We start from the raw sequence: 26,483 nt of genomic DNA, 5'->3' as shown, positions 1-26,483 counted from the left end.
CGATGGGTTGTTAGAGGTTATGCCAGTTTTGCTAAGTGTGCGGCAGCTGCTAGGCAGGCTCTCGCGCGCGATGAGATGTAGTGAACACAAAAATAGCCAACGACCAGACCAAGGGTTAATGTTCGCGGCGTTCAGGCTTCTATAGACTGTGCCCCACGTTTTGATCCTTCATGGCGCTGGCCGCGACATGATTTAGCCGTAGGTGCCCAAAGCGGTGCCACGGCCTGTTCTGAGGAGTACGCATGGCTGTCTACAACTACGACGTAGTGGTACTGGGTTCCGGCCCGGCAGGAGAAGGTGCGGCAATGAACGCCGCAAAAGCAGGGCGCAAGGTGGCAATGGTGGATAGCCGGCGTCAGGTTGGCGGCAACTGCACGCACTTGGGCACGATCCCGTCCAAAGCCTTGCGTCACTCGGTTCGCCAGATCATGCAGTTCAACACCAATCCGATGTTTCGGGCCATTGGTGAGCCGCGCTGGTTCTCGTTCCCGGACGTACTGAAAAGTGCCGAGAAGGTTATTTCCAAGCAAGTGGCTTCGCGCACCGGTTACTACGCACGTAATCGCGTCGACCTGTTCTTCGGCACCGGCAGCTTCACCGACGAGCAAACCATCGAAGTGGTGTGCACCAACGGCGTTGTCGAAACCCTGATGGCCAAGCAAATCATTATCGCCACCGGCTCGCGCCCGTATCGCCCGGCTGATATCGATTTCACTCACTCGCGTATCTACGATAGCGACACCATCCTCAGTCTGGGCCACACCCCGCGTAAGCTGATTGTTTACGGAGCAGGCGTGATCGGCTGCGAATACGCGTCGATCTTCAGTGGTCTGGGGGTGTTGATTGAGCTGGTGGATAACCGCGAGCAACTGTTGAGCTTCCTCGATTCCGAGATCTCGCAAGCGCTGAGCTACCACTTCAGCAACAACAACATCACCGTACGCCACAACGAAGAGTACGAGCGGGTAGAAGGCGTCGAAAACGGCGTGATCCTGCATCTCAAGTCCGGCAAGAAGATCAAGGCCGACGCCTTGCTCTGGTGCAATGGCCGTACCGGCAACACCGATCTGCTGGGTCTGGAAAACATCGGCATCAAGGCCAATGGCCGTGGCCAGATCACGGTTGATGAAAACTACCGCACCACCGTGCCGAACATTTTTGCCGCAGGTGATGTAATCGGCTGGCCAAGCCTGGCCAGTGCCGCCCACGACCAGGGGCGTTCGGCAGCGGGCAGCATCGTTGATAACGGCAGCTGGCGCTTCGTCAATGACGTGCCGACCGGCATCTACACCATTCCGGAGATCAGCTCGATCGGCAAGAACGAGCAGGAGCTGACCCAGGCCAAGGTGCCGTACGAAGTGGGCAAGGCGTTTTTCAAGAGCATGGCGCGTGCACAGATTGCCGGCGAGCCCCAGGGCATGCTGAAAATCCTGTTCCACCGTGAAACCCTGGAAGTGCTGGGCGTTCACTGCTTCGGTTATCAGGCATCAGAGATCGTGCACATCGGCCAGGCGATCATGAACCAGCCGGGCGAGCTCAATACCCTGAAATACTTCGTCAACACCACGTTCAACTACCCGACCATGGCCGAAGCCTATCGGGTAGCGGCCTACGATGGCCTCAACCGGCTTTTTTGAGCGGCTCCGGCCGGTGGCCTGAGCCGGCCGGGGAGACCGATTTCAGCTATTCCCGAGGGTGGCAGTGGCCAAACCGGGAAAGTCTGTAATCAGGCTATCTACGCCGAAGTCGGCGAGCCTGCGCATCAGCGCAGGTTCGTTGACTGTCCATACCGACACATGCAAACCCTGACGCTGGGCCTTCTCCAGGCGTTCAGGCGTGCACAGTGTCCAGTTCAATGCCAGCATCTCGCAGCCATAACTCTGGGCGACCTTGATCGGGTCGAGCCAGGCGTATTCGGCCACCAGGCCGCGGGACAGGTCTGGCGTCAACTCCAGCGCAGCCTTGAGCACCTCACGCGAGCTTGACGTGACCGTGACCTTGTCCATCAGCCCGTGACGTACCGCCATTTCGCGGATTGCCAGCACGGTGGTTGCTGCGCGGGTGCGCGAGGCGCTCTTGACCTCCAGCTGCCAGTGCTCGAAGTTGCACTTTTCAAACAGCTCCTCAAGGCGCGGGATCGGGCACGGCTGCATCCAGCCCGGGCCACCCTTGCGCGCGTCATAGGTCACCAGGTCGGCAGCCGTGTGCTCGATAACCTTGCCGCGCCGGTCCGTGGTGCGCTTGAGGGTCGGGTCGTGGATGACCATCAGCTCACCGTCCTTCGACAGGTGCAGGTCGAGCTCACAGCGCCGTACGCCATGCTTGAGGCATTGCTCAAAGCTGGCAAGGGTGTTTTCCGGTGCTTCGCCTTTGGCGCCGCGATGGCCATAAATCAGGGTCACATTTGCTCCTTGTACAGAGTGATCACGGCCCGGTGCTTACTCGGGCGCGGATGTTTGTTGTTCGCGGGCCAGGCGGCGCGCCTGTGCCTGTTCTTGCAAAATGTAGCGCGCCAGCAACTGGCGTTGCGTATCGGTGAGGGATTCAAATTCGGTATTGACGCGGTAACCGGCATCCTGTGCCTGGCAATCGATGACGCGGGCGCGTAACAACAAGCCCAGCGCCTGGGGCATCAATACCAGCTTGATTGCAAGATGGCTGTCAGGCAGGCAGGGGTGCGGGTGCTGAAATTCGATACCGCCCTCGGACAGCTGCACCGGCTGTAACTCACCGATCTGACCCAGCACCGTTTGCGCAACGATCTGGCTCAGCAGTTCGACACGTTTGTTCAGGGTTTTAAGGTAGCTGGAAAGGGTGCGGTCGCGTTCGCTGATCTGGCGCAGCAAGTGCTGGGACTCGAATTCGCTCAGGTGCAATTCGCTAAGCAAATTGAACAGCGGTGACTCATCCTGCAACACTTCACTGCTCGCGGCTTCGAGGGCCGACAGCGGGGTTATTTCCAGTGCGATCATATCCTCGATACGGTAGTATTCGCGGCGATCTGCTTCATCTAATGTCGACATGGCGAACCCATGATGGCGGCTGTGGTCTGAGTGTAAAGCTGCTTATCAGGCCCCGCCACAAGGACGTCTTCTTTTCCCTCGAACAAGCCCCGACATGTTCAGACCTCTCTCTTTATTTATCGGCACGCGTTATACCCGTGCAAAGCGTCGCAATCATTTTGTGTCGTTTATTTCCCTGACCTCGATGATCGGGCTCGCCCTTGGCGTGGTCGTGATGATTGTCGTGTTATCGGTGATGAACGGCTTCGATCATGAGATGCGCACCCGCGTGCTGGGCATGGTGCCCCACGCGACCATCGTCGGCGACCAGCCGATCAGTGACTGGCAAAGCCTGGCGGCCAAGGTCAAGCAGAACCCGAAGGTGGAGGCGGTTGCGCCGTTTACCCAGATGCAGGGCTTGCTGACCAACGATGGCAACGTGCAGAAAGTCCTGCTCAATGCCATTGACCCGGCGCAGGAACGCAATGTCTCGATCATTGACCGGTTCATGCAGCAGGGCCAGCTCGACTCGCTGACCCCGGGCAGCTTCGGCATCATCATTGGCGACAAGGCCGCGAAAAAGCTGGGTGTGAGCGTCGGCGACAAGCTGACCTTCGTTGCGCCGGAAGTCACGGTGACACCGGCCGGCATGTTCCCGCGCATGAAGCGTTTTACCGTGCAGGGCATTTTTCATGTCGGTGCCGGTGAGATCGACGGCTACCTGGGCATCACCAACCTGCAGGACCTGGCGCGTTTGCAGCGCTGGAAACCTGACCAGGTACAGGGCCTGCGGCTGAAGTTCGATGACCTGTTCGAAGCGCCGCGCACTGCCTGGGAAATCGCCCAGCAGCTGGGCGAGAGCCAGTATTACGCCCGTGACTGGACCCGTACCCACGGCAACCTGTACCAGGCCATCCGCATGGAAAAAGCCATGATTGGCCTGCTGTTGCTGCTGATTGTGGCCGTGGCCGCGTTCAACATCATTTCCACGCTGGTAATGGTGGTCAATGACAAGAAAGGCGACATCGCCATCCTGCGTACCCTGGGGGCGACGCCGGGCACCATCATGGCCACCTTTATGGTTCAGGGCACCGTTATCGGTGTGGTCGGGACGGCCATCGGCGCGGTGGTCGGGATGCTTGCTGCGCTCAATGTCAGCGCTGCGATCTCGGCCCTTGAAGGCCTGATCGGGCACAAGTTTCTCAATGCCGACGTGTATTTCATCGACTACCTGCCCTCGCAGTTGCAGGCACAGGACGTGTTGATGGTGTGCGGTGCGGCATTGGTTCTGAGTTTCCTCGCGACCTTGTACCCGGCCTGGCGTGCTGCGCGCACCCAGCCTGCGCAGGCGCTTCGTTATGAGTGAGTTGGGCATGAAAGAACAAGCAGTGTTGAGTTGCCGCGACCTGGGCAAGTCCTACGAGGAAGGCCCGGAATCCGTGGTGGTGCTGTCGGGGCTGCAGCTTGAGTTGCACCCTGGTGAGCGGGTGGCGATCGTCGGGACTTCGGGTTCGGGCAAAAGTACCTTGCTCAACCTGCTCGGCGGGCTTGATACCCCGACCAGTGGCAGTGTCTGGCTGGCGGGTGAAGAGCTATCGGCCCTGGGCGAAAAGGCCCGTGGCCTGTTGCGCAACCGCTCGCTGGGTTTCGTGTATCAATTTCACCACTTGTTGCCCGAGTTCACCGCGCTGGAAAACGTTTGCATGCCGTTGCTGATCGGCAAGACGGCGATCCCCGAAGCCCGTGAACGGGCCACGGCCCTGCTGACGCGGGTGGGCCTGGGTCATCGCCTGGAGCACAAGCCGGCCGAGCTGTCGGGTGGTGAGCGCCAGCGTGTGGCGATTGCCCGGGCGCTGGTCAACAAGCCGGGGCTGGTGATGCTCGATGAGCCCACCGGCAACCTCGACTCGCACACGGCCCAGGGCATTCAGGACCTGATGCTGGAGCTCAGCACGTCAATGCGCACTGCGTTCCTGGTGGTAACCCACGACATGAACCTGGCCCGCCAGATGGATCGCGTGTTGCACCTTCAGGAAGGTCGCCTGACCACGATCTGACTGGCCAGCATCTGACGCCTGCAAGCGGGCGTCAGGTCTTCAATTTTTATACGGTGCCCGCGAATGTTCAGACCGTTATCGATTTTTATCGGCACGCGCTATACCCGCGCCAAGCGCCGCAATCGTTTTGTTTCGTTTATCTCCATGACCTCGATGATCGGCCTCGCCCTCGGCGTGCTGGCGATGATCGTGGTGTTGTCGGTGATGAACGGCTTCCAGCGTGAAATGAGTAACCGCATCCTCGGCATGGTGCCCCACGCGACCATCGTGGGCGTCAAGCCCATCGATGACTGGCGCCCGGTGGCTGACGCGGCGATGAAAAACCCCGAGGTCACGGCAGCCGTGCCGTTCACCGAGCTGGACGGCATGCTGTCCTATAAAGGCTCGATGCAGCCGATCCAGATCAGCGGCATCGATCCGGAGCAGGAAGGTAAGGTCTCGATCGTGACCCAGCACATCGTGCAGGGCAGCCTCCAGGACTTGAAACCCGACGAATACGGTGTGGTGCTGGGCGATATTGTTGCGCGGCGCTTCCGTCTGGGCGTGGGTGACAAGATCACCCTGATCGTCCCCGAGGCCAGCACCGCGCCTGGTGGCATTACTCCGCGCCTGCAGCGGTTGAATGTGGTGGGTATCTTCAAGGTTGGTGCTGAACTGGATGGCACCATGGGCCTGATCCATATGGCCGATGCTGCAGCCATTCAACACTGGGAGCCGAACCAGGTGCAAAGCGTGCGCCTGGCGGTCAAGGATCTGTACGCGGCACCGCAGGTTTCACAGCAAGTGGCGGCCGGCCTGGGGGATGGTTACAAGGCTGACGACTGGACTCACACCCAGGGCAGCCTGTTCAGCGCCATGAAAATGGAAAAAACCATGATCGGTCTGTTGTTGCTGATGATCGTGGCCGTGGCGGCGTTCAACATCATCGCCACGCTGATCATGGTGGTGAACGACAAGGGCGCCGACATCGCGATCTTGCGCACCATTGGTGCCACGCCGCGGCAGATCATGGCCATCTTTATGGTGCAGGGCACGGTGATCGGTATTGTCGGCACCTTGATCGGTGGCGTGCTGGGGGTGATTGCGGCGTTGAATGTCAGTGAGCTGGTGGGCTGGATGGAGCGGGTGACCGGGCAGCATATCTTCAGTTCCGACGTGTATTTTGTCAGCAACCTGCCATCCGAGCTGCAGGGCGGCGATGTGGCGCTGATCTGCGGTGCGGGCTTTGTACTGAGCTTTCTGGCTACGCTGTATCCGGCGTATCGGGCAGCGAAGATTCAACCGGCCCATGCGTTGCGGTATTCCTGATAGTTGAAGAGCAAAAGCCCCTCACCCTAACCCTCTCCCGGAGGGAGAGGGGACTAAAGGCAAAAGCAGTTCTGCGCAGTGCCACAAATCAGCGCCCTCTCCCTCCGGGAGAGGGCTGGGGTGAGGGCAGCTTTGCTGGCAGCTCCACGACAAACCGCGTTACCCCCTCTTTCGACTCACAGCAGATCTGCCCGCCATGGGCACGAATGATCGACTGGGTGATCGCCAGCCCCAGCCCCGCATGCTCACTGCTGCCTTCACGGCGTGCCGAATCTGCCCGGTAAAACCGGTCAAACAGGCGTGGCAGCAGTTCTGCAGGGATTCCCGTGCCCGTGTTCTCGATGCTGATGCGCGCAGTGGCCGGCAAAGCCTCAATCAGCACTTTGATCGCGCCACCCGACGGCGTATAGCGCAAGGCGTTATCCAGCAGGTTGGAAAGGGCGCGGCGCAGCATGCTGCGGTCGCCTGCAAGAAGTGCATTGCCTTCGCGGGTCAGTTCAATGTGCGAGTCTTCGGCCAGCAGCGCATAAAACTCCAGTAATGCCTCCACTTCCTGACCCAGATCCAGGGCTTCGCGCCGAGGCGTAAGCAAGCCGTGATCGGCCTTGGCCAAATAGAGCATGTCGTTGACCAGTTGCGCCATCCATTGCAGCTCTTCAAGGTTGCTATGCAGTGCCTCGCGGTACTCTTCAATGCCCCGGGGGCGGGTCAGGGTGACCTGGGTGTGGGTCAGCAGGTTGGACAATGGCGTACGCAGTTCATGTGCGATGTCGGCGGAGAATGCCGACAATCGCTGGAATGAATCGTCCAGTCGCGCAAGCATGGCGTTAAAAGCCGTGGCCAGCTCTGCCAGTTCAGCGGGCATTTGTTCCTGGGGCAGGCGGGCGTTAAGCGAGTCGGCCGAAACGCTGGCTGCGATCGCGCTCATGCGGCGCAGAGGGCGCAAGCCGCTGCGGGCTGCCCACGCTCCGAGAATCGCCGTGGCCAGTGCCGACAGGCCTACAGTCATCCAGATCAATCTCTGCATGCGCTGCAGGAAGTGCTGGTGGTGGGTGATATCCAGCAACAGGGTCAGATGCGGCGCATCGGGGCTGTCGGTCTGCGGTACCAGAACACGGTAATCGGTGCCGTTTATTTGCAGGCTGCCCAAGCCCGGGCGGGTCTCAAGCTCCAGTGGCAGGCGCGGTGAGCTGTCAAACCATAGATGCCCGTCCGGGCCGCGCACCCGTATCGCCAGGTCCGGCTGGTGGGCCAGATCCTGCATCAGGGCGGGCAGGCGCAGGGTGAAGCGTTCAAGGGTGTCAGCCCCTTGCAGCGTACTGCGTAGTATGGCGAGGCGACTTTCCATCAGTTGCTGGTCGAGCTCGACAAAATGCACCTCGCTGGCGCGCCCGAACAGCACCCCGGCAAACAGCGATACCACGGCGGTACAACCGGCAAACAGCAGCGCCAGGCGGCTGCTCAACGACAGGCGGCGCATCAACTGCTGCGCTCTTCAAGCACATAACCCATGCCGCGCACGGTGTGGATCAGCTTCTGCTCATGGTTGTCGTCGATTTTCAGGCGCAGGCGGCGAATCGCCACTTCGATGACGTTGGTGTCGCTGTCAAAGTTCATGTCCCATACCTGTGAAGCAATCAAGGACTTGGGCAGCACTTCTCCCTGACGGCGTAGCAGCAGCTCCAGCAGGGCGAATTCCTTGGCGGTAAGGTCGATGCGCTGGCCGTTGCGCTCAACACGGCGGCGGATCAGATCCAGGCGCAGGTCGGCCAGTTGCAGGCTGGTCTCCTGGGGAGTGTTGCTGCCGCGGCGCAACAGGCTGCGAACCCGTGCCAGCAGCTCGGAAAAGGCGAACGGCTTGACCAGATAATCATCGGCCCCCAGCTCCAGGCCGTGGACGCGGTCAGCGACCGCATCCCGTGCGGTCAAAAACAGCACCGGCATGCTCAGTCCGGCGCTACGCACCGCTTGCAGGATTTGCCAGCCATCACGGCCGGGCAGCATGACGTCGAGAATCAGCAGCGAGTAATCGCCGGTCAGGGCCAGGTGTTGCCCGGTAATACCGTCGGCCGCCAGTTCGGTGGTGAACCCGGCCTCGCTCAGGCCCTGGCGCAAGTACTGTCCGGTTTTGACCTGGTCTTCGACTATCAGCAGTTTCATGGTCGACTCATCATAAAAATTAACCTCAGCCTTATACCTTGGTGCAGGTTATGCAGGGTCAAGCTGACAAAGTTGTAATCTTGCAGTCAGTTGAATGCCAGTGCCGAGACTTTAAAGTAGCGCCAAGCCTGACATTTTGTTTCTGGGAGTAAGTATGACCGCACGTATCCGTTTGTCGCTTGCTGGCTGTTTTTTGGCCTTGAGCCTGCCGGTAATGGCATCGCCTGCCGGGCATTTTGATTTTGGTCAGCCCGCACCTGCCGCCAGCGCCACGCGCACGGTTGAAATCGACATGACTGATATTGCCTTCACCCCAAAGTCGCTGGATGTGAAAGCCGGTGAAACGGTGCGTTTTGTCCTGGTCAACAAAGGGCAGTTATTGCACGAGTTCAACCTGGGCAATGCCGCGATGCACGCGGCACATCAGAAAGAAATGCTCGAAATGCAGCAAAGCGGCATGCTTACCCCGACCGGTATGGGGCATGACGGCATGGATCACTCGGCAATGGGCCATGGTGGCATGAGCATGCCTGGCATGAAACACGATGACCCCAACAGCGTGCTGGTCGAGCCGGGTAAAACTGAGGAGTTGACCTGGACCTTCACCCGCGCCGACAACCTGGAATTTGCCTGCAATGTGCCGGGTCACTATCAGGCTGGCATGGTCGGCAAGGTGAAAGTTGCGCCTTAAAACGTCCTGATTGTCGGTGAACGCTGAAAGCCTGGCTTAAACCCGATAGAATTACCGGGTTTTTCTAGCCAGGTTTTTGTCATGCATCCCGCCGCCGAACATTCCCCGCTGGGCAAGTCCAGTGAATACATCAGCACTTATACCCCGTCCTTGCTGTTCCCGATCCCGCGCGCGGCGAAATGGGCCGAGCTGGGGCTGAGCGCCGAAACGCTGCCTTATGTCGGCGTGGATTTCTGGACCTGCTTCGAGCTGTCCTGGTTGTTGCCATCGGGCAAACCGGTGGTGGCCATTGGCGAGTTTTGCTTTGCCGCCGATTCGCCGAATATCGTCGAGTCCAAGTCGTTCAAGCTGTATCTCAACTCGCTGAACCAGACGGTATTTGCCGATACCCCGAGCCTTGAGGCTACATTGCGTGCAGATTTGTCGGCCGCATCCGGCAAGCCTGTCAGCGTGCGCGTACGCAGTCTGGATGAAGTTCAGGCTGATGGCGTAGCCGTATTGCCGGGTGTGTGCATTGATGACCTGGATATCACGGTCAGTGATTACGCGCAGCCGCGTCCTGAATTGCTCAAGTGCGACGATTCCCAGGTGGTTGAAGAAAGCGTCTACAGCCACTTGCTCAAATCCAACTGCCCGGTCACCAGTCAGCCGGACTGGGGCACGGTGGTGGTCGAGTACCGTGGGGCGGCGCTGGATCACGCCAGTTTGCTGGCGTACCTGGTGAGCTTTCGCCAGCATTCGGATTTTCATGAGCAGTGTGTGGAGCGGATCTTTCTCGACCTGCAGCGTTTGCTCAAGCCCGAGAAGTTGACCGTGTATGCGCGCTATGTGCGCCGTGGTGGGCTGGATATCAACCCGTACCGCAGCACCGAAGCGGTCGAGTTCCAGAATGTGCGGTTGGTGCGTCAGTAATACGCTGTGACTCATGTGGGAGCGGGCTTGCTCGCGATAGGTCTATGCGGTTTGCCTGACAAACCGCGTCGCCTGAATCGCGAGCAAGCCCGCTCCCACAGAGTTTTGCTTAGCCGTTATTCAGCGCCTTGGCCTGCTCCAGCACTGCCTCGACATGGCCTGGCACTTTCACGCCGCGCCATTGGTGACGCAACACGCCGTCCTTGTCGATCAGGAAGGTGCTGCGATCCACGCCAAGGTACTCCTTGCCGTACAGCTTTTTCAGCTTGATCACGTCAAACAGCTGGCAAAGGGCTTCGTCCTTGTCGCTCAGCAACTCAAACGGAAAACCCTGCTTGGCCTTGAAGTTCTCATGGGACTTGAGGCTGTCGCGGGACACACCAAACACTTCGGTATTGGCCGCCTGGAACTCGGCGTAATGGTCGCGAAAACCCTGGCCCTCAGTGGTGCAGCCCGGCGTGCTGTCCTTGGGATAGAAGTAGATCACTACCTGCTTGCCCTTGAGCTGCGACAGGCTGACGGTTTTTTCACTCGTCGCCGGGATCTGGAAATCGTCTACGGGTTGGTCAATTGCAACAGCCATTGAGTCGGTTTCCTTACATCGGGTTCTGTGGGCGCCAAGGTTCGATCAGTGCGTCCAGGTTCAGCGCGTCGGCGAAGTCGAGGAACTGATCACGCAGCCAGCTGATTTGCACGCCGGCCGGCAAGGTCACGGTGAAGGTGGCGTTGAGCATGGTGCCGCCGGTTTGTGGCGCCTGATAGGTATCGCACGTCAGGTTTTCCAGCTCGACGTTGTGGTCCATGAAGAACTGGCACAGCTCGTTGATGATGTCCGAGCGGTAGGCCGAGCTGACATAGGCCACGTACGGCAGCGCCTGCGGGCGGGTTTCAAGGGCCGCACTGCGTACTACATTGACGCTGAACGCGTGCTTTTTGGCCAGCGCAGGCAAGCCAGCTTCAAGGCGTGCCAGGGCGTCCCAGCTACCGGTAACTTCCAGGACCAGGGCACTGCATTCGCCGTGGCGAGTCAGGCGCGAGGTCACGACAGCGCAGCGATTTTCATGGCTGGCGCGGCACAGCACGTTAGTCAGCTCCATTGGGTTGGCGCCAAGGGCACTGATGACAAGGAATTGTTCGCGAACTGTGGGGGTGGACATTCAACCTTCCTAAAACGATGAGCGGTCAGTACGGTCGATGGGAGGCAAGTTGAGTATCAGGTAACACTTGAGCGTCAGAAGCCCGTCAATACTGCGTTCCAGGCGGTTTGCAGGCTCTGCAAAACGTGCTCGGTGGCGTTTGGGCGGGGCTTTTGGCGCTTGCTGAGGGCCTGTGAAACAGACTTGCGCACACATCAGTACCAATCAAAGGCTGAAGGGTAGCGAAAAGCAACGCGAAGGGGAATGCTCATCGGGCGCGCTGTTGCTTGTGCAAGGGTCATGGCGCCAGTACCATTACGGCTCTCTTTTTCCGGCAGGAGCGGTTGCATGATTGCGGGCAGTATGGTGGCACTGGTCACACCTATGGATGCACAAGGTCGTCTTGATTGGGACGCTCTGAGCAAACTGGTGGACTTTCACCTGCAAGAGGGCACCAACGCCATTGTTGCCGTTGGCACTACAGGTGAATCGGCAACTCTGGATGTGAACGAACACATTGAAGTGATTCGTCATGTCGTCAAGCAGGTTGCAGGGCGCATTCCGGTGATTGCCGGCACGGGCGCCAACTCGACGCGTGAAGCGATCGAACTCACCACCAATGCAAAGGCCGCTGGCGCCGATGCATGTCTGCTGGTGACACCGTATTACAACAAGCCGACCCAGGAAGGCCTGTACCAGCACTTCAAGGCGATCGCCGAAGCGGTCGATATCCCGCAGATCCTGTACAACGTTCCGGGCCGTACCGCCTGCGACATGCTGCCGGCTACCGTCATTCGTCTTTCCACCGTGCCGAACATCATCGGCATCAAGGAAGCCACCGGCGACCTGACGCGCGTACCGGCCATTCTGGCAGGGGTGAGCAGCGACTTCCTGGTGTACTCCGGCGACGACGCCACCGCAGTCGAGCTGATCCTGCTCGGCGGCAAGGGCAATATCTCGGTAACCGCCAACGTTGCTCCGCGTGACATGAGCGACCTGTGCGCTGCTGCGATGCGTGGCGATGCCGACACTGCCCGTGCGCTGCACGAAAAGCTGATGCCGCTCAATAAAACCCTGTTTATCGAATCCAACCCTATCCCCGTGAAATGGGCGCTGCATGAGATGGGCATGATGTCGGACGGTATCCGTCTGCCACTCACCTGGCTCAGCGAGCCTTGCCACGAACCACTGCGTCAGGCAATGCGCCAGTCCGGTGTCTTGGTTTAATTGAGGAAGCACTACGCATGAAGCGATTGGCCGGACTTTCCGCACTAGCCGTGATTATTTCCAGCACCAGCGGCTGCGGTTGGCTGTGGGGTCAAGAGGGTTACTTCCGCGACCGTGGCAGCGACTACCTGGAGGCGCGTCAAACCGCTCCAATGCAGTTGCCGCCAGGTGTCCAGACTGACAAGCGCCTTGTGCCGCTGTTGCCGATCCCCAGCAATGTGCCCGACGACAACGTCAAGGGCGAGTTTGAAGTACCGCGTCCACAGCCGTTGGCTGTAGCCGCCAGTGCCAGCGATTTCAGCCTGCAGAAAAGTGGCGACAGCCGCTGGGTCATGGCGCAGCGTTCGCCGTCAGAAGTCTGGCCGGTAGCGATGCAGTTCTTCCAGGACAATGGCTTCCGCATCGACGAACAGCGCCCGCAAACCGGCGAGTTCACCACGAGCTGGCAGCGTGCTGACGAGCTTTCCGCTCCGATCGCCCGTCATGTGGGCAGCAGCGGCCTGGCCTCCGACAGCGAAACCCGCCTGCGGGTACGCATCGAGCCGGGTGTGCAGCGCAATACCAGCGAAATCTACGTGGTCAGTGCCAACCGCCCGGCCGGTAGCAGTGCCAACGTCGACTTTGGCAACCGCTCGGTCAACACCGGTCTGGATGCAGCCCTGGTTGATGAAATGCTGATCAGCATGAGCCGCAACGCCGAGAAGGGCGGTTCGGTTTCGCTGCTGGCTGCCCGTGATTTCGACACCCCTGCACGTGTGAGCCTGAACGAAGACGGCAGCGGCAACCCGGTGCTGACCCTGACCGAAGACCTCGACCGTGCCTGGTCCAGCGTAGGTCGTGCACTTGAACAGGGCGAATGGCGCGTTGAAGACATCAACCGCACGTTGGGCCTGTACTACATCAACCTCGCCGAAAAAGCCGAGAAGAAGGACGAGAAACCTGGTTTCTTCTCCGGTCTCTTTGGCAGCAAGCCGGACAAGGAAGAAGTTGAAGCCCGTGCCCAGCGCTATCAGGTTCGCCTGAGCAAGGTGGGTGAAAGCGTGCAAGTGACCGTCGAAGAAAACATCAACACCGTTGCCTCGCCAGAAGTGGCGCGCAAGGTGCTGGGCGTTATCCAAGACAACCTGGGCTGATTGTATGCGTTTTGCCGTTCTCGGCAGTGGTAGCCAAGGGAATGGCACGCTGATAGCCAGCGACAGCACCTATGTACTGGTCGATTGCGGTTTCTCGTTGCGAGAAACCGAGCGTCGTCTCGCCAGGCTGGGCATCAGCGCTCACCAGCTGAGCGCGATTCTGGTCACCCACGAACATGCCGACCATGTGCATGGCGTGGGTTTGCTGTCGCGGCGCTACAATTTGCCGGTGTACATGAGTCGTGGTACCCAGCGCGGGATGCGCAAGCCTCTGGAGGCCGCCGGTTACGTGGCGGGTGGCCAGACGCTGCAAATCGGAGCCTTGAATATCAGTGTGACCCTGGTCGCCCATGATGCCCAGGAGCCCACCCAGTATGTATTCAGTGACGGCAAGCGGCGGTTCGGCTTGCTGACCGACCTGGGTTCGTATTGTGCTGGCGTGCTGGACAGCTATCGCGACCTGGATGCGCTGATGATTGAAGCCAACCACTGTCGGGACCTGCTTGCCCGTGGTCACTACCCTGCGTTTCTCAAGCGCCGGGTAGGGGGCCAGGAAGGACATTTGAACAACCACCAGGCCGCAAGCCTGGTGGCCGAGTTGGGCTGGCAAGACCTGCAACACCTGGTACTGGCCCACCTCAGCAGCAAGAACAACCTGCCGCAGCTGGCCCGGCAATGTTTTGTCGACACCCTAGGGTGCGACCCGGACTGGCTGCAACTGGCCGATCAAGATTCAGGGCTCGACTGGCGCACAATCGCCTAGCCCACCTACTTAGCATGCGGAGCCCATCATGGAAAAACGTGAAGAACTCTATCGCGGTAAAGCGAAATCGGTTTACAAGACCGACGACGAAAACCGCTTGATCCTGCTGTTTCGCAACGACACTTCGGCGTTCGACGGCAAGCGTATCGAACAACTTGATCGCAAGGGCATGGTGAACAACAAGTTCAACGCCTTCATCATGCAGAAACTCGAAGAAGCCGGCGTGCCGACCCAATTCGACAAACTGCTGGGTGACAACGAGTGCCTGGTGAAGAAACTCGACATGATCCCGGTCGAGTGCGTTGTGCGTAACTACGCAGCGGGCAGCCTGGTCAAGCGTCTGGGTGTGGAAGAGGGCATGAAGCTCAACCCGTACACCTTCGAACTGTTCCTCAAGGACGACGCCAAGGGCGACCCGTTCATCAACGAATCCCACGTCGTGGCTTTCGGTTGGGGCACGGCCGAGCAACTGGTTCGCATGAAAGAACTGTCGCTCAAGGTCAACGACGTACTGAACAAGCTGTTCGATGACGCTGGCTTGCTGCTGGTCGACTTCAAACTTGAGTTCGGCGTATTCCACGACGGCTCCATCGTCCTGGGTGACGAATTCAGCCCGGACGGCTGCCGTCTGTGGGACAAGGCTACCGGCAAGAAAATGGACAAGGACCGCTTCCGTCAGGGTCTGGGCGACGTAATCGAAGCCTACGAAGAAGTTGCAAACCGCCTCGGCGTCCCGCTTTAAGCAGTAAAGGCGCGCAAGCAACTGATACAGCGCGGTTTTTTTGAAAAAAGGCTTTGCCATAATCAAAAACCGCGCTATTATTCGCGCCGTTGGAGAGATGCCAGAGTGGCCGAATGGGACGGATTCGAAATCCGTTGTACTGGCGACAGTACCTAGGGTTCGAATCCCTATCTCTCCGCCATTATTGAACAAGACAAAGCCCCTGAAATGGTTAAACATTTCAGGGGCTTTTTCGTGGGCGTCGATAAATGCGGTGCCCATTTCCCCTCAGGCAGACACCACCCGGTTGCGCCCGCTTTCCTTGGCACGGTAAAGGCGTTCGTCGGCCAGTTTTAGTACTTGCTGCGGTGTCATTGGCGCGCCGGCCTTGCTGGCAACACCTATGGAGATTGTCAGGTTGCCGACTTGCGGTATGCGAGCGTCTGCGATGCTTTGGCGTATGCGTTCGGCGATGGCTCTGGCCGTTTCTTGCGTGGTATCCGGTAGCAGCAGCGAAAATTCCTCCCCACCGCTGCGACATGCCAGGTCGTTTGCCCGTGAGTTCTGCTTGAGGATTTCGGCAACCTGCTTGAGTGCAACGTCGCCAGCGTCATGCCCGAATGTGTCATTGACCCGCTTGAAATGATCAATATCCAGCGCCAGTACCGTGTAGGGCTGCTGGGTCTGCTCCAGCACGCTCAGTAGTTCTTCCATGGCCCGGCGATTGGCCAGGCCGGTGAGAGGGTCACTTTGCGCCTCGTGGCTGAGGCGGCCAAGCTTTTGCTGCAGCAGTTGCACGCCCGCCAGCATGGCCTGGCGGATGGCCGAAGCATCGTGGTACCAGGCGTTGATACGTTGCAGCAGCTCCGTAGTCTGCGGCGCGGACAACTGTTGCGCCGCGGCAGACAGCAGGCGCAGGGGCCGGGCGATCAGCGTTGTGCCGACGAATACCAGTACCATCCCCAGAAGCCCGGCCGGAATCATGCCCATGATCATGTCGTGCATAAGCCGGCGCAAGGTCGCCTGACTATGCTCCCTGGGTTGTTGCACTACTACCGCCCAATTGGAGTCCGGGACCTGGCTGTAACCTGCCAGCATTTCGACGCCTTCGGAATTCCTTATTTCCATCGAACCGCGTTCGCCGCCCAGGGCCGCATCAACCGCAAGGTTTTCACCAAGCACTTCAGAGATACGCGCAGGATTGGGGTGGTAGAGCAGTCGACGATTGCTGTCGGCCACAAACGCAAAAGTGCCTTCGTGATGAAAGTGGCTGCTGATGACGGTGTGCAAGGCACTTTGATCAAGCAGGTAAATAGACCCGACCACGGCGCCGAGAAACACACCGGCCTTGCTGAAAACAGGTTCTGATACGAATACGATCAAGTTGCCCTGGCGGGATACATAGGTCGAGCTGACCAGTGCCCGGCGCTCTTGGAGTGCTTGCCTGATACCGCTGGCCGGGACGTTGGAACCGACAATCTGCGCCTGTGGCGGATTCGAGGCCAGGACTTTGCCGTTGGCATCGAGGATTTCGACGGAGTTGAAATACTGATCCTGTGCCTCCAGCCTCAAGGCTTCTTCATGCAGCACCTGGGGATCGTCCCAGTGCTTGCCGAGGATTTTGGCGCTGTAGTTCAGGTTGTTGTGGGCTGCGCGCAAGAACTCACCAATGCTGGAGGCAACTTTTGCCGCATAGGCAGCATTGGACTCCAGGGTCGAATGGATCAGGGCGTCGCGTTGTACGCGATAGGCCACCACAAGGCTGTTGCACAGGGTCGCCAGGACTGACGCCAGAACAATGCAGAGGATCAGGCCGCGCAGGTTTACGGGCAATGGGCGTGATGGTTTAAAGCTGTCGGTCATGGGCATGTTCGATAAGCGCAAAAAAGCTTGAATAGAGGTTTGGACTCCAGAACCTGGCGGTGCGCAGGTCACTAGCAGAGTAGGTAGGGGTGAGCGCTCTGTCACACCCGTAAACAAGAATAATTGCTGAACTGCGGCTATCGCCCGCTTGCGGCCGACGGCGGGTGCCAATCACCAGTCGGTGGATTTATGCGTCATTGGTATAAGTGCTATCAATAAAGCCGCGTTTATCAATGAATTCCTACGCGCTAAGTTACTTCTGTATTGAATACGCGCACACCTCTGGTGGCCGTTTCCTACAGAAGTTTTAACTTGAAAGGGAGATTTCTGTGACGTTTACGGTGCTTAAAGCCACGTTTATGGCCGCAATGGTCGGCATGTCCGCCGCGGAGGCGGGGGACTACAAGACCAACCCGTTCACCCTGACCTACGCGGGTGCGATCACTCGCAACGAGCCAGGCAAAGTCAATATCCACCCGGTCACCTACCAGCTCAATGGCCTGGACATCGCCGCCAATGTGTACACCCCCGCCAATTACGATGCGGGCAAGAAATACCCTGCCATTGTCGTCGCGCACCCCAACGGCGGGGTCAAGGAGCAGGTGGCGGGCCTGTATGCCCAGCGCCTGGCGGACAGGGGCTATATCACCATCACCGCCGACGCCGCCTACCAGGGCGCCAGCGGCGGCCAGCCGCGCAATGTCGACAAACCTGCCAACCGTGTTGAAGACATCCACGGCATGGCCGATTTTATTGCCAGTTACCCCGGTGTTGACCCCCAACGTCTGGGCTTGCTGGGTATCTGCGGCGGCGGTGGCTATGCCTTGAAAGCCGGGCAGAGCGACAAGCGTTTCCAGTCGATTGCCACTGTGAGCATGTTCAATTCAGGTCTGGTACGCCGTAATGGCTTTATGGATTCGCAACTGGACACCCTCCAGGAGCGTCTGCAGCAGGCCTCCGCTGCCCGTGCCCAGGAAGCGGCAGGTGGCGAAGTAATCTACACCGGCGATGTCAAACTCACCGACGAGCAGATCGCCAAGCTGCCCTTTGATCTGTATCGCGAAGGTTTCGAGTATTACGGCAAAACCCACTCCCACCCCAACTCGACCTTCAAATACACCCTCAGCAGCCTGATGGACCTGATGAGTTTCGACGCCACCAACCAGCTCGAATTGCTCAACAAACCGTTGCTGATGATTGCCGGCAGCAAGGCCGACACCCTGTATATGACCGAGCAGGCGTTCGCCAGGGCCACGGGCACCCAGGACAAGACACTGTTCAAGATCGATGGTGCGACCCATATCCAGACCTACTGGGTGCCTGAATATGTGGACACTGCCATTAACCAGCTGGCTGATTTCTATGCCAGAACACTCTGATTCCGGGAGGTTTGCATGAAGCGGACACTGTGGACACTTGCCATGTGTGTTGCGGCCCCCCTGGCGGGTGCCGCCGGATCGTCAGCCGTTGACGACAAGGCCCGGGCGCAGCAGATCACCCGCAGCGCCGACCAGGCCTCGACAGCGGGTCCCGAGGACTACTTTACCGGGCAGGTACGGGTCGATCCGCTGTTTGCCGCCAGCGAGGAAATCAACGCTTCGGGCGCCTACGTCACCTTTGCGCCGGGCTCCCGCTCCGCCTGGCACACTCACCCGGCTGGACAGCGGCTGGTGGTGGTGTCCGGCGTGGGACTGACCCAGGAGTGGGGCAAGCCGGTGCAGCAGATTCACCCCGGCGATGTGGTGGTTTGCCCACCGGGCGTCAAACACTGGCACGGCGCCGCAGCGGATGGTGCCATGACTCATCTGGCCGTCACCGGCAGCGTGGACGGTAAAAGCGTGACCTGGATGGAGAAAGTGACGGATGAGCAATACCAGAACCGTTAAGTTACAGAGCCCTGCCATGCTGGCTGCGGAGTGGACGGGCAAAGCCGTGAGCTGGCACCTCCTCAGCCTGGGTAGCGCAAGGCTTCACGCAGCAGGGTGAAGGCCGGGGAGGACTGGCGTCGGCTCGGGTAGTAGAGGTGGTAGCCGGAGTAGGGTTCGCACCAGTCCTCCAGCACTCGGATCAGGCGGCCCTGCTCGATATAGGGCCGCACCACGTCTTCCGGCATATAGGCCAGGCCCAGCCCCTGCAGGACTGATTCCAGGCGCATGGCAATGTTGTTGAACACCAGTTGGCCTTCGATCCGCACGTTGAGTGCCTGGCCGTTTTTTTCGAATTCCCACATAAACAGGCCGCCGTGGGTAGGCATGCGCAGGGTGATGCAGTTGTGCGCCATGAGATCGGCCGGGATCACCGGCTTGGGGTAGTGGCTGAAGTAAGCGGGGGAGCCGATCACCGCCATGCGCATATCGGGCCCGATGCGCATGGCAATCATGTCCTTGGCCACCTGTTCGCCCAGGCGCACGCCAGCATCGAAGCCCTCGGCGACGATATCGGTCAGGCCGTAGTCGACGATAATCTCGATGCTCAAGTCCGGGTGGTCGGGCAGCAGCCGCGCCAGCACCGGCTGCAGCACCGCAATCGCCGCATGCTCCCCTGCGGTGATGCGCAATTTGCCCGCTGGCCGGTCACGGAACTTGCTGAGCAGCGCCAGCTCGCTGTTGATCTCGTCGAAGCGTGGGGCGATCACCTGCAGCAGGTGCTCGCCCGCCTGGGTCGGGGCAACGCTGCGGGTAGTGCGCGCCAGCAGGCGCACCCCCAGACGTTCCTCGAGCTGGCGCATGGCCCGGCTCAGGGCCGGTTGCGACATGCCCAGGCGGGCGGCGGCGCGGGTAAAGCTGCGCTCCTGGGCAACTACCGAAAAGATCGCGAGCTGGTCGTAGCTTTCAACCGTCATGGCGCCGTCCCTGTGCAGTGGCCCGTCAAACGATGGCGGGGTACTCGGCCAGGGTGTCCGGCCACGGGCTCAGCACCTCAAAGCCGTCGTCAGTCACGGCCACCATATGCTCCCACTGGGCCGACAGCGAGCCATCCCTGGTCACGACAGTCCAGTGGTCAGGCAGCGTCTTTACATGGCGCTTGCCAGCGTTAAGCATCGGTTCGATGGTGAAAATCATGCCGGTCTTGAGCTTCATGCCCTGGCCTGGATAACCGTAGTGCAGCACCTGCGGTTCGTCGTGATAGACCTTGCCGATGCCGTGGCCGCAATACTCGCGTACCACACTGAAGCCTTCTTTCTCGGCCAGGGTCTGGATGGCGTGGCCGATATCGCCTAGGGTTGCGCCCGGGCGGACCATGCGGATCCCGGCACACATGGCGTCGTAGGTGGTTTTCACCAGATGCCGGGCTGCGGGGCTTGGCTCGCCGACAAAGTACATGCGGCTGGTATCGCCGAACCAGCCATCCTTGACCACGGCGATATCGATATTGACGATATCGCCGTCGCGCAGCACGCGGTTGGACGGGATGCCGTGACATACCACTTCATTGACCGAAGCACATACGGTTTTGGGGAAACCGTGATAGCCCACGTTGCCGGGGATGGCCTTTTGCACGTTGACGATGTAATCGTGGCAGATCCGGTCGAGCTGGTCGGTGGTGACCCCGGCCTTGACGTGCTCGCCGATCATGGCCAGCACTTCGGCGGCCAGCTTGCCCGCGACCTTGGACTGGGCGATTTGCGCCGGGGTGTTGATAACGACGCTGGCCTTCATGAATGTGCTCCGGTTGCGAGGGGGGTGTCTTGCAGTGCCACATTCAAGTCCAGGCCGCCAGCCTGCTCGGCCCGCACCAGCAGGCGGCAGATCTGGTTGTGATCAAGGTTGGGGTGCAGTTCGGACAGCATGCCGATCCGCATCCAGTGCTCGGCTTGTGCATTGATCGAGCGGCTCAGCGCGTTGCTGGCGACCCGCAGGTTTTCGTGCATCTGCTCGGATATCTTGACGATGCCCATCAGCGTTCCAATATGAAATGTATATGGAACGTATATTAGGCGAGAGCTGCTCGTGTTCGCAAGCTGTAGCGGTTTTCAATCGTGTAGAAACTCTGTTTCCGGTCAAGGTCTCCCTGTGGGAGCGGGCTTGCTCGCGATGCATGCGGCGCGGTCTGTCAGGTAAACCGCGTCAATTTCATCGCGAGCAAGCCCGCTCCCACAAAGTACTGCGGTTATTGGAGAGTTAATCAGCGCCACAAGTTGACTTTGGCCAGGTCGATCAGCTCCCGGGCGCGGCCGTCCATCACGGTCTTGAGCATAAACAGGCTGAAGCCCTTGGCCTGTTCGAACGTCTTGGTCGGCGGCATGACCAGCTCCTGACGGGCGCTGACCACATCCACCAGCACCGGGCCGTCATGGGCGAAGGCTTCGCGCAGCGCCGCTTCCAGTTCGGATGGATGCTCCACGCGAATCCCTTTAACCCCCATGGCCTGGGCCATTGCCGCAAAGTCCGGATTTTTCAGGTCGCAACCCACATCCGGGAAGCCCGCTGCCTTCATTTCCATTTCGACAAAACCCAGGGTGCCGTTGTTGAGCACGATGACCTTGACCGGCAAGCCCACCTGGCTGAGGGTGAGGAAGTCACCCATCATCATGGTGAAACCACCGTCGCCGGACATTGAGATAACCTGGCGATCCGGGTATGTCGCCTGTGCGCCGATGGCCTGCAGCATGGCATTGGCCATCGAGCCGTGGTTGAACGAGCCGATCAGGCGCCGTTTGCCGTTCATTTTCAAATAGCGGGCTGCCCACGCAGTGGGGGTGCCAACGTCGCAGGTAAAAATCGCATCCTCTGCCGCCAGCTCACTGACCAGCCGGTTGAGGTACTGGGGGTGGATGATAGAGCTGCCAGGGCCACTTTCCGCCAGGGCGTCGAGGTCTTCCCGGGCTTTTTTGTAATCGTCCAGCGCCTGGTCGAGGTGGTCGCGGTCGGGGTTTTGCATCACCTTGGGCAATACTGCCTCAAGTGTCAGCTTCACATTACCGAGCAGCCCCAGTTGCAGCGGGCAGCGATTGCCCAGGGCTTCGGGGCGCAGGTCGATCTGTGCGATATAACTGTGCTCGGGATAGAACTGGCGATAAGGAAAGTTGGTGCCCAGCATCAGCAGGGTGTCGCAGTTCATCATCGCCTTGTAACCCGAGGCGAAGCCGATCAGGCCGGTCATGCCGACGTCATAGGGGTTGTCGTATTCGACATGTTCCTTGCCGCGCAGGGCATGCACGATGGGCGCGTTCAACCGCTCGGCCAGGGCCAGGATTTCGCTATGGGCACCGGCGCAGCCTGCGCCGCACAGCAGTGTGACTTTCTTGCCGTCATTGAGAAACGACGCCAGCCGGTCGATATCGGGCGGGGCGGGACAGACCAGCGGCTGGGCAGGCTTGAGCCATTGCGCCACCTTGGCCTCGGTCGCTTGCAGCGCCACATCCCCCGGAATCACTACCACCGCCACTCCGCGTTTGGCGATGGCTGTGCGCATGGCCCGATGCAAAATCTGCGGCAGCTGCTCAGGGCGGGACACCAGTTCAACGTAGTGGCTGCATTCCTTGAACAGGCTTTCGGGGTGGGTGGCCTGAAAATAGTCGATACCGATTTCGCTGCCGGGGATGTGAGCGGCCAGTGCCAGCACCGGTACTCCGCTGCGATGGGCGTCGAACAGGCCATTGATCAAGTGCAGGTTGCCGGGGCCACAGCTGCCGGCGCAAACCGCCAGCTCGCCGGTCAAATGGGCTTCGGCCCCGGCGGCGAATGCGGCGGACTCCTCGTTGCGCATATGGATCCACTCAATCTGCTCCTGGCGACGCAAGGCGTCGGTAAAGCCATTGAGGGAATCACCCACCACGCCAAATACACGCTTTACGCCGGCTTGCTGCAGGGTTTCGGTGATGAAATCGGCAACCGTTCTGGTCATGGTGCGGGCTCCTCGAAGCAGTAGGGTGGATCAAGCAGGATAGACACTGCATGCGACCTTGCCGGGGATTGAAACGTTCACAGAGCCCGCTTCCACAGAGGCTTGATTGTTTAGCGCCGATGTAACCAAAGGTATAAATCCCTGCATTTAAACAACCCACCCGGGCGTGTGAGGCTGGGTTCCCTTTTTGGCAACGGTTGCAGGTATGAGCAGCATTCAGTGCCCCTGGCAGGCCTTCTGGGCCCTGTTTCACTGCCGTCATGCCCGCCCGCCGGATCTTCATCGTGCCGTCAAATCCTGAATATGTGCGCCCCGGCGCCTGTCTGATACGAACCGATGAGTATTGCCATGAGTGCTACAACCGCGTTTGCCCCGCTGCAACAAGCCCTGGATTTTCTGGAATTACATCCCCACATCGAGATGTTCGAACTGTTCATCATCGACAATAACGGCGTGCCTCGCGGCAAGTTGCTGCACCGCGACGAGTTGCTGGCGGTCTACGAGAGCGGTCGGCCGCTGCCGAGCACGATTCTGGGCTTGAGCATTAACGGCGATGATGTGGAAAACACCGGCCTGGTGTGGGATGTGGGCGATATCGACTGCCGTGCCTATCCCGTCAGTGGCAGTTTGCAGCCCATGCCGTGGCGCCTGATTCCCACGGCGGCAGTACAGGTCAGCATGCATCCCCAACAGGGCATGCCCGCCACAGTGGCCGACCCCCGGCACTTGCTGGCCAAGGTTATCGATGGCCTCAAGGCCGATGGCTATTACCCGGTGATGGCGGCGGAGCTGGAGTTTTATCTGCTCGATCAGCAGCGCGACAGCAACGGTCGCCCGCAACCGGCCCGTGATGCTGATGGCCAGCGCCCGCGGGCGACCCAGGTTTACGGCTTGCGCGAGCTGGAACAGATCGAGCCGTTTCTGGCCGACTTGTACAGCGCTTGCAAGCTCCAGGGGATACCTGCACGCACGGCGATTTCCGAATATGCGCCGGGGCAGGTGGAAATTACCCTGGAGCATCGCAGTGACGCGCTGCAGGCAATGGACGAAGCGGTGCGCTACAAGCGCCTGGTCAAAGGCGTGGCGCACAAGCACGGGATGGTTGCCTGCTTTATGGCCAAGCCTTTCGATGATCTGGCCGGTACCGGCATGCACATGCATGTGAGCCTGGCCGACAAGGACGGCAACAACCTGTTTGCCAGCGAGGCAGCGGACGGTACGCCGTTACTCAGGCAGGCGGTGGGCGGAATGCTCAGCACTTTGCTCGATTCACTGTTGATGTTTTGCCCCAATGCCAACTCCTACCGCCGATTCCAGAGCAACAGTTATGCGCCGCTGGCCGCTACCTGGGGCGTGGACAACCGTACGGTGAGCCTGCGGGTGCCCGGTGGTCCGGCGTTTTCACGGCATATCGAACACCGCATATGTGGTGCCGATGCCAATCCGTACCTGGCCGCGGCAGCTATTCTGGCAGGAATCCATCGTGGCATTCGCGAGCAACTCGACCCGGGTGCGCCGGTCGAAGGCAATGGCTATGCCCAGGCCAGCGAGCGGTTGCCGACCGACTGGCTGACCACCTTGCGGGCGTTGCAGGCTTCGGAGTGGGCAAAAGAAGCCTTCGGTCCGGAGTTTCTCAAGGTCTACCTGGCCGTGAAAAACGCGGAATACCGTCAATTCATGGGCGAAGTGGGCGAGCAGGACTGGCGCTGGTATTTGCAGCAGGCGTGACCCGCCTGTTTTCATGGTTTTGTGACAATTTTTTCACTGGTGCCCCGATAATCTCTGCGTTGATCATCATCAAACACAAGAGTTCGCGGGCCCATGTCATCGCAGCCACCTTCCACCCCTATAGAGCATGAGCTCGCCGAGCAGTTTGACCGCGAGCATGCGAAGGTTTGCCTGCAAGTACAGCCCCAAGGGCTTGCCCGCAGGTTCGTGTTGTGGCGCGAGCGGCGCCTGGTGCGCCGGGCGCTCAAGGTTGCGGGCGAGCCTGGACTGATCCTGGATCTGGCTTGCGGAGCCGGGCGTTTCTGGCCGATTTTGGCCGAGCATGGCAATCGGGTGATCCTGGCCTGCGACTCGTCGCAGGCCATGCTCGATCACGCACAAACCCACCATCCCGCCGGCCTGCTGGCGCGCATCAAACTGTTTCAAAGCTCGGTGTTTTCCATCGATATTTCGGAAAACGCCGTGGACTGCATTTTTTGCATGCAGTTGTTCCACCATGTGCGCGACAGCGATCATCGCCAGGCCATTTTGCGCGAGCTGCACAGGGTCAGTCGTGACGGCCTGATCCTTTCTGTGCCCCTTGGTCGTGCGGCGGAGCAGGGCTGTGACCCGCTCCGTATCGTGGTGAACAAGGATGAAATTGAAGGTCAATTTGAGCGGGCAGGCTTCAGTATCCTCAAACAGTACGAAGTGCTGCCCGGTTGTGGCATGGGCAGCATCTACATCTTGCGCAAGGACATTTAGTCCAGAGCCTTGAGCACCTCGTATGCCAACTTGACCCGTGCGTCGTTGGGGTAGTTCTTGTTGGCCAGAATGACGATCGATTTTTGCTTGGCAGGCACAAACACTGCGTAGGCACCAAAGCCGCCGGTTGAGCCGGTCTTGTTGACCCATACCGCCTGTTGTGGGGCCAGAGGCGGATTCAGGGCGATGGCGTCATTGTTTTCATAGGCCATGTTGTTCGAGTTGCCTTCCAACAGCGATTTGAGCTCGACAGGGTAAGGGTACTGTTCCCAGATCAGATCCTGCGTCATGGGGCCCACGCGGAAATAACCGATGTGCGTGTCAGCCAGAGCCTTGCGAATCTGCGGGCTGGTTTCGCCCTGGCCCAGGTTGAGCTCGGTAAAGTGGATCAGGTCGCGGGCGCTGGTTTTCACGCCATAGGCTTCATTGCCGAGCACGCCGGAGTTAAGCCTGACCGGTGCATCCTGCTTGTCGTAGCCCTGGGCATACAACGTCATTTTGCTGGCGGGCACGGTGTAGTAGGTGTTGTGCAGCCCCAGTGCCGGGAACAGTTGTTGCTCCATTGCCTGGGTGAACGGCAGGTTCAGGCTTTTGGCGGCAATCACGCCGAGCATGCCGATGCTTGGATTGGCGTAGCTGCGCTGGGTGCCCATCGGGTAGGCGGGTTTCCAGCGTTTGAGGTAATCCATCAACTGGCGCTCGTCCTGCACGCTGTCCGGCAGCTGCAAAGGGAAGCCGCCTGCAGTATGGGTGGCCAGATGGGCCAGGGTTACCTTGCCAAAGGGTGTGCCTTCAAGTTCCGGCTCGTATTTGCCGACGGTATCGGACAGCGAAAGCTTGCCCTGGGCCTGAGCATAAGTGGCCAGGGTGGCGGTAAACAGTTTGCTGACCGAGCCAACCTCGAACAGTGTGTCGGGGGTCACTGGCTCTTTACTGGCCTTGGACGCGACACCGAAGCTGTAAAAGTGTTGCTTGCCGTTAGCGCTCACGGCGATGACCAGGCCGGGCACGGCGTATTCTTGCATTACGTGCCTGGCGCCGTTTTGCACCACTGCATCCAGGTCAGAACCCTTTGCCAGTGCACTACTGGCAAAAGAGCAAAGGCCTATCAGCGAAAGTGCCAGTGCTGACAGTTTGCAGGTCATTTTCATGGGGTATCCTCGGTTTTTAGTGCGCAAATCTACTCGTGCC

General features: G+C 59.6%; 25 protein-coding genes, 1 tRNA gene and 1 pseudogene. 15 read left to right on the top strand and 12 right to left on the bottom strand.

Features of this window, described 5'->3' with window-relative positions; translation table 11 throughout:
- The first annotated feature begins 242 nt into the window (after positions 1-242).
- A complete protein-coding gene (gene sthA, locus HBN79_RS10810; protein WP_095002200.1) occupies positions 243-1,637 on the top strand; it encodes a Si-specific NAD(P)(+) transhydrogenase in 1,395 nt (464 codons plus the stop codon).
- A gap of 42 nt (positions 1,638-1,679) precedes the next feature.
- Here sthA and HBN79_RS10805 read toward each other — a convergent pair whose 3' ends face one another.
- Positions 1,680-2,402, bottom strand: a complete 723-nt coding sequence (locus HBN79_RS10805; RefSeq protein WP_095026088.1) for a glycerophosphodiester phosphodiesterase — start codon at positions 2,400-2,402, stop codon at positions 1,680-1,682.
- A 36-nt stretch (positions 2,403-2,438) separates the two neighbouring features.
- Positions 2,439-3,023, bottom strand: a complete 585-nt coding sequence (locus HBN79_RS10800; protein ID WP_169916711.1) for a PilZ domain-containing protein — start codon at positions 3,021-3,023, stop codon at positions 2,439-2,441.
- 94 nt (positions 3,024-3,117) lie between these two features.
- Between HBN79_RS10800 and HBN79_RS10795 the strand changes: the two genes are divergently transcribed.
- The 3 genes from HBN79_RS10795 to HBN79_RS10785 all read left to right on the top strand — a co-directional run bounded on the left by HBN79_RS10795 (position 3,118) and on the right by HBN79_RS10785 (position 6,367).
- Complete coding sequence (locus HBN79_RS10795) at positions 3,118-4,368, top strand: lipoprotein-releasing ABC transporter permease subunit (RefSeq protein WP_095002197.1); 1,251 nt, start codon at positions 3,118-3,120, stop codon at positions 4,366-4,368.
- A 7-nt stretch (positions 4,369-4,375) separates the two neighbouring features.
- A complete protein-coding gene (gene lolD / locus HBN79_RS10790) occupies positions 4,376-5,059 on the top strand; it encodes a lipoprotein-releasing ABC transporter ATP-binding protein LolD (RefSeq protein WP_165446489.1) in 684 nt (227 codons plus the stop codon).
- Between the two features lie 63 nt (positions 5,060-5,122).
- Entirely contained in the window at positions 5,123-6,367 is a 1,245-nt protein-coding gene (locus HBN79_RS10785) for a lipoprotein-releasing ABC transporter permease subunit (RefSeq protein ID WP_095002195.1), read from the top strand.
- An 88-nt stretch (positions 6,368-6,455) separates the two neighbouring features.
- Here the strand turns inward: HBN79_RS10785 and HBN79_RS10780 are convergent, their stop codons facing one another.
- Positions 6,456-7,847 carry a heavy metal sensor histidine kinase gene (locus HBN79_RS10780; RefSeq protein WP_169916710.1) on the bottom strand — a complete coding sequence of 464 codons (1,392 nt, stop codon included), beginning with the start codon at positions 7,845-7,847 and terminating at the stop codon, positions 6,456-6,458.
- A complete protein-coding gene (locus tag HBN79_RS10775; protein ID WP_095002193.1) occupies positions 7,847-8,527 on the bottom strand; it encodes a heavy metal response regulator transcription factor in 681 nt (226 codons plus the stop codon). The genes HBN79_RS10780 and HBN79_RS10775 overlap by 1 nt, the downstream gene beginning before the upstream one ends.
- Before the next feature lie 154 nt (positions 8,528-8,681).
- Here HBN79_RS10775 and HBN79_RS10770 point away from each other — a divergent pair, with 154 nt between their 5' ends.
- Together HBN79_RS10770 and queF are read left to right on the top strand one after the other, a co-directional pair.
- Entirely contained in the window at positions 8,682-9,218 is a 537-nt protein-coding gene (locus HBN79_RS10770; RefSeq protein WP_095025142.1) for a cupredoxin family protein, read from the top strand.
- A gap of 81 nt (positions 9,219-9,299) precedes the next feature.
- On the top strand, positions 9,300-10,130 hold the full coding sequence (gene queF / locus HBN79_RS10765; protein ID WP_095019361.1) for an NADPH-dependent 7-cyano-7-deazaguanine reductase QueF: 831 nt from the start codon (positions 9,300-9,302) through the stop codon (positions 10,128-10,130).
- A 109-nt stretch (positions 10,131-10,239) separates the two neighbouring features.
- Here the strand turns inward: queF and HBN79_RS10760 are convergent, their stop codons facing one another.
- Positions 10,240-10,713, bottom strand: coding sequence for a peroxiredoxin (locus HBN79_RS10760; protein ID WP_095002190.1), 474 nt, complete (start codon positions 10,711-10,713; stop codon positions 10,240-10,242).
- Positions 10,714-10,726: 13 nt separating this feature from the next.
- Positions 10,727-11,287 (bottom strand): glycine cleavage system protein R, encoded by a 561-nt coding sequence (locus HBN79_RS10755; RefSeq protein ID WP_016780071.1) that lies wholly within the window; start codon positions 11,285-11,287, stop codon positions 10,727-10,729.
- Between the two features lie 327 nt (positions 11,288-11,614).
- Between HBN79_RS10755 and dapA the strand changes: the two genes are divergently transcribed.
- From dapA to HBN79_RS10730, 5 genes are all read left to right on the top strand, one after another.
- Entirely contained in the window at positions 11,615-12,493 is an 879-nt protein-coding gene (dapA, locus tag HBN79_RS10750) for a 4-hydroxy-tetrahydrodipicolinate synthase (protein ID WP_095002189.1), read from the top strand.
- Positions 12,494-12,510: 17 nt separating this feature from the next.
- Complete coding sequence (bamC, locus tag HBN79_RS10745) at positions 12,511-13,626, top strand: outer membrane protein assembly factor BamC (protein WP_095002188.1); 1,116 nt, start codon at positions 12,511-12,513, stop codon at positions 13,624-13,626.
- 4 nt (positions 13,627-13,630) lie between these two features.
- Entirely contained in the window at positions 13,631-14,389 is a 759-nt protein-coding gene (locus tag HBN79_RS10740) for an MBL fold metallo-hydrolase (protein ID WP_095002187.1), read from the top strand.
- Positions 14,390-14,417: 28 nt separating this feature from the next.
- The gene (purC, locus tag HBN79_RS10735) at positions 14,418-15,131 is read left to right on the top strand and encodes a phosphoribosylaminoimidazolesuccinocarboxamide synthase (RefSeq protein ID WP_019410660.1); all 714 of its coding nucleotides are present in this window, start codon (positions 14,418-14,420) and stop codon (positions 15,129-15,131) included.
- 91 nt (positions 15,132-15,222) lie between these two features.
- A tRNA-Ser gene (locus HBN79_RS10730) sits at positions 15,223-15,312 on the top strand.
- Between the two features lie 86 nt (positions 15,313-15,398).
- Here HBN79_RS10730 and HBN79_RS10725 read toward each other — a convergent pair.
- A complete protein-coding gene (locus HBN79_RS10725) occupies positions 15,399-16,973 on the bottom strand; it encodes a sensor domain-containing diguanylate cyclase (protein ID WP_095002184.1) in 1,575 nt (524 codons plus the stop codon).
- Positions 16,974-17,302: 329 nt separating this feature from the next.
- Between HBN79_RS10725 and HBN79_RS10720 the strand changes: the two genes are divergently transcribed.
- Both HBN79_RS10720 and HBN79_RS10715 read left to right on the top strand, forming a co-directional pair.
- A complete protein-coding gene (locus HBN79_RS10720; RefSeq protein WP_095038521.1) occupies positions 17,303-18,352 on the top strand; it encodes an alpha/beta hydrolase in 1,050 nt (349 codons plus the stop codon).
- 15 nt (positions 18,353-18,367) lie between these two features.
- Positions 18,368-18,847, top strand: a pseudogene (locus HBN79_RS10715) (cupin domain-containing protein); the annotation flags it as partial.
- Positions 18,848-18,921: 74 nt separating this feature from the next.
- On the opposite strand, the gene HBN79_RS10710 reads toward HBN79_RS10715, so the two are convergent.
- From HBN79_RS10710 to poxB, 4 genes are all read right to left on the bottom strand, one after another.
- Positions 18,922-19,815 (bottom strand): LysR family transcriptional regulator, encoded by an 894-nt coding sequence (locus HBN79_RS10710; protein WP_169916709.1) that lies wholly within the window; start codon positions 19,813-19,815, stop codon positions 18,922-18,924.
- Between the two features lie 25 nt (positions 19,816-19,840).
- A complete protein-coding gene (map, locus tag HBN79_RS10705; protein ID WP_095019350.1) occupies positions 19,841-20,632 on the bottom strand; it encodes a type I methionyl aminopeptidase in 792 nt (263 codons plus the stop codon).
- On the bottom strand, positions 20,629-20,871 hold the full coding sequence (locus HBN79_RS10700) for a ParD-like family protein (RefSeq protein WP_016780087.1): 243 nt from the start codon (positions 20,869-20,871) through the stop codon (positions 20,629-20,631). Before HBN79_RS10700 ends, map begins: the two co-directional genes overlap by 4 nt.
- A gap of 227 nt (positions 20,872-21,098) precedes the next feature.
- Positions 21,099-22,820: a ubiquinone-dependent pyruvate dehydrogenase gene (poxB, locus tag HBN79_RS10695; RefSeq protein ID WP_169916708.1), complete on the bottom strand. Its 1,722-nt coding sequence runs from the start codon at positions 22,818-22,820 to the stop codon at positions 21,099-21,101.
- 348 nt (positions 22,821-23,168) lie between these two features.
- On the opposite strand from poxB, the gene HBN79_RS10690 reads away from it, so the two are divergent.
- Positions 23,169-24,548, top strand: coding sequence for a glutamine synthetase family protein (locus HBN79_RS10690; RefSeq protein ID WP_169916707.1), 1,380 nt, complete (start codon positions 23,169-23,171; stop codon positions 24,546-24,548).
- Between the two features lie 93 nt (positions 24,549-24,641).
- Positions 24,642-25,292: a class I SAM-dependent methyltransferase gene (locus tag HBN79_RS10685; RefSeq protein ID WP_095019348.1), complete on the top strand. Its 651-nt coding sequence runs from the start codon at positions 24,642-24,644 to the stop codon at positions 25,290-25,292.
- On the opposite strand, the gene ampC is transcribed toward HBN79_RS10685, so the two are convergent.
- Positions 25,289-26,443 (bottom strand): class C beta-lactamase, encoded by a 1,155-nt coding sequence (gene ampC, locus HBN79_RS10680; protein ID WP_095031712.1) that lies wholly within the window; start codon positions 26,441-26,443, stop codon positions 25,289-25,291. The genes HBN79_RS10685 and ampC overlap by 4 nt on opposite strands.
- Between the last annotated feature and the right edge of the window lie 40 nt (positions 26,444-26,483).

It is taken from the genome of Pseudomonas sp. WS 5051 (genome assembly GCF_012985715.1).
GTDB classification, from domain to species: Bacteria; Pseudomonadota; Gammaproteobacteria; order Pseudomonadales; family Pseudomonadaceae; genus Aquipseudomonas; species Aquipseudomonas bubulae.
The sequence above is the reverse complement of the archived record's forward strand: the minus strand, read 5'-3'. Positions and strand labels throughout refer to the sequence as shown.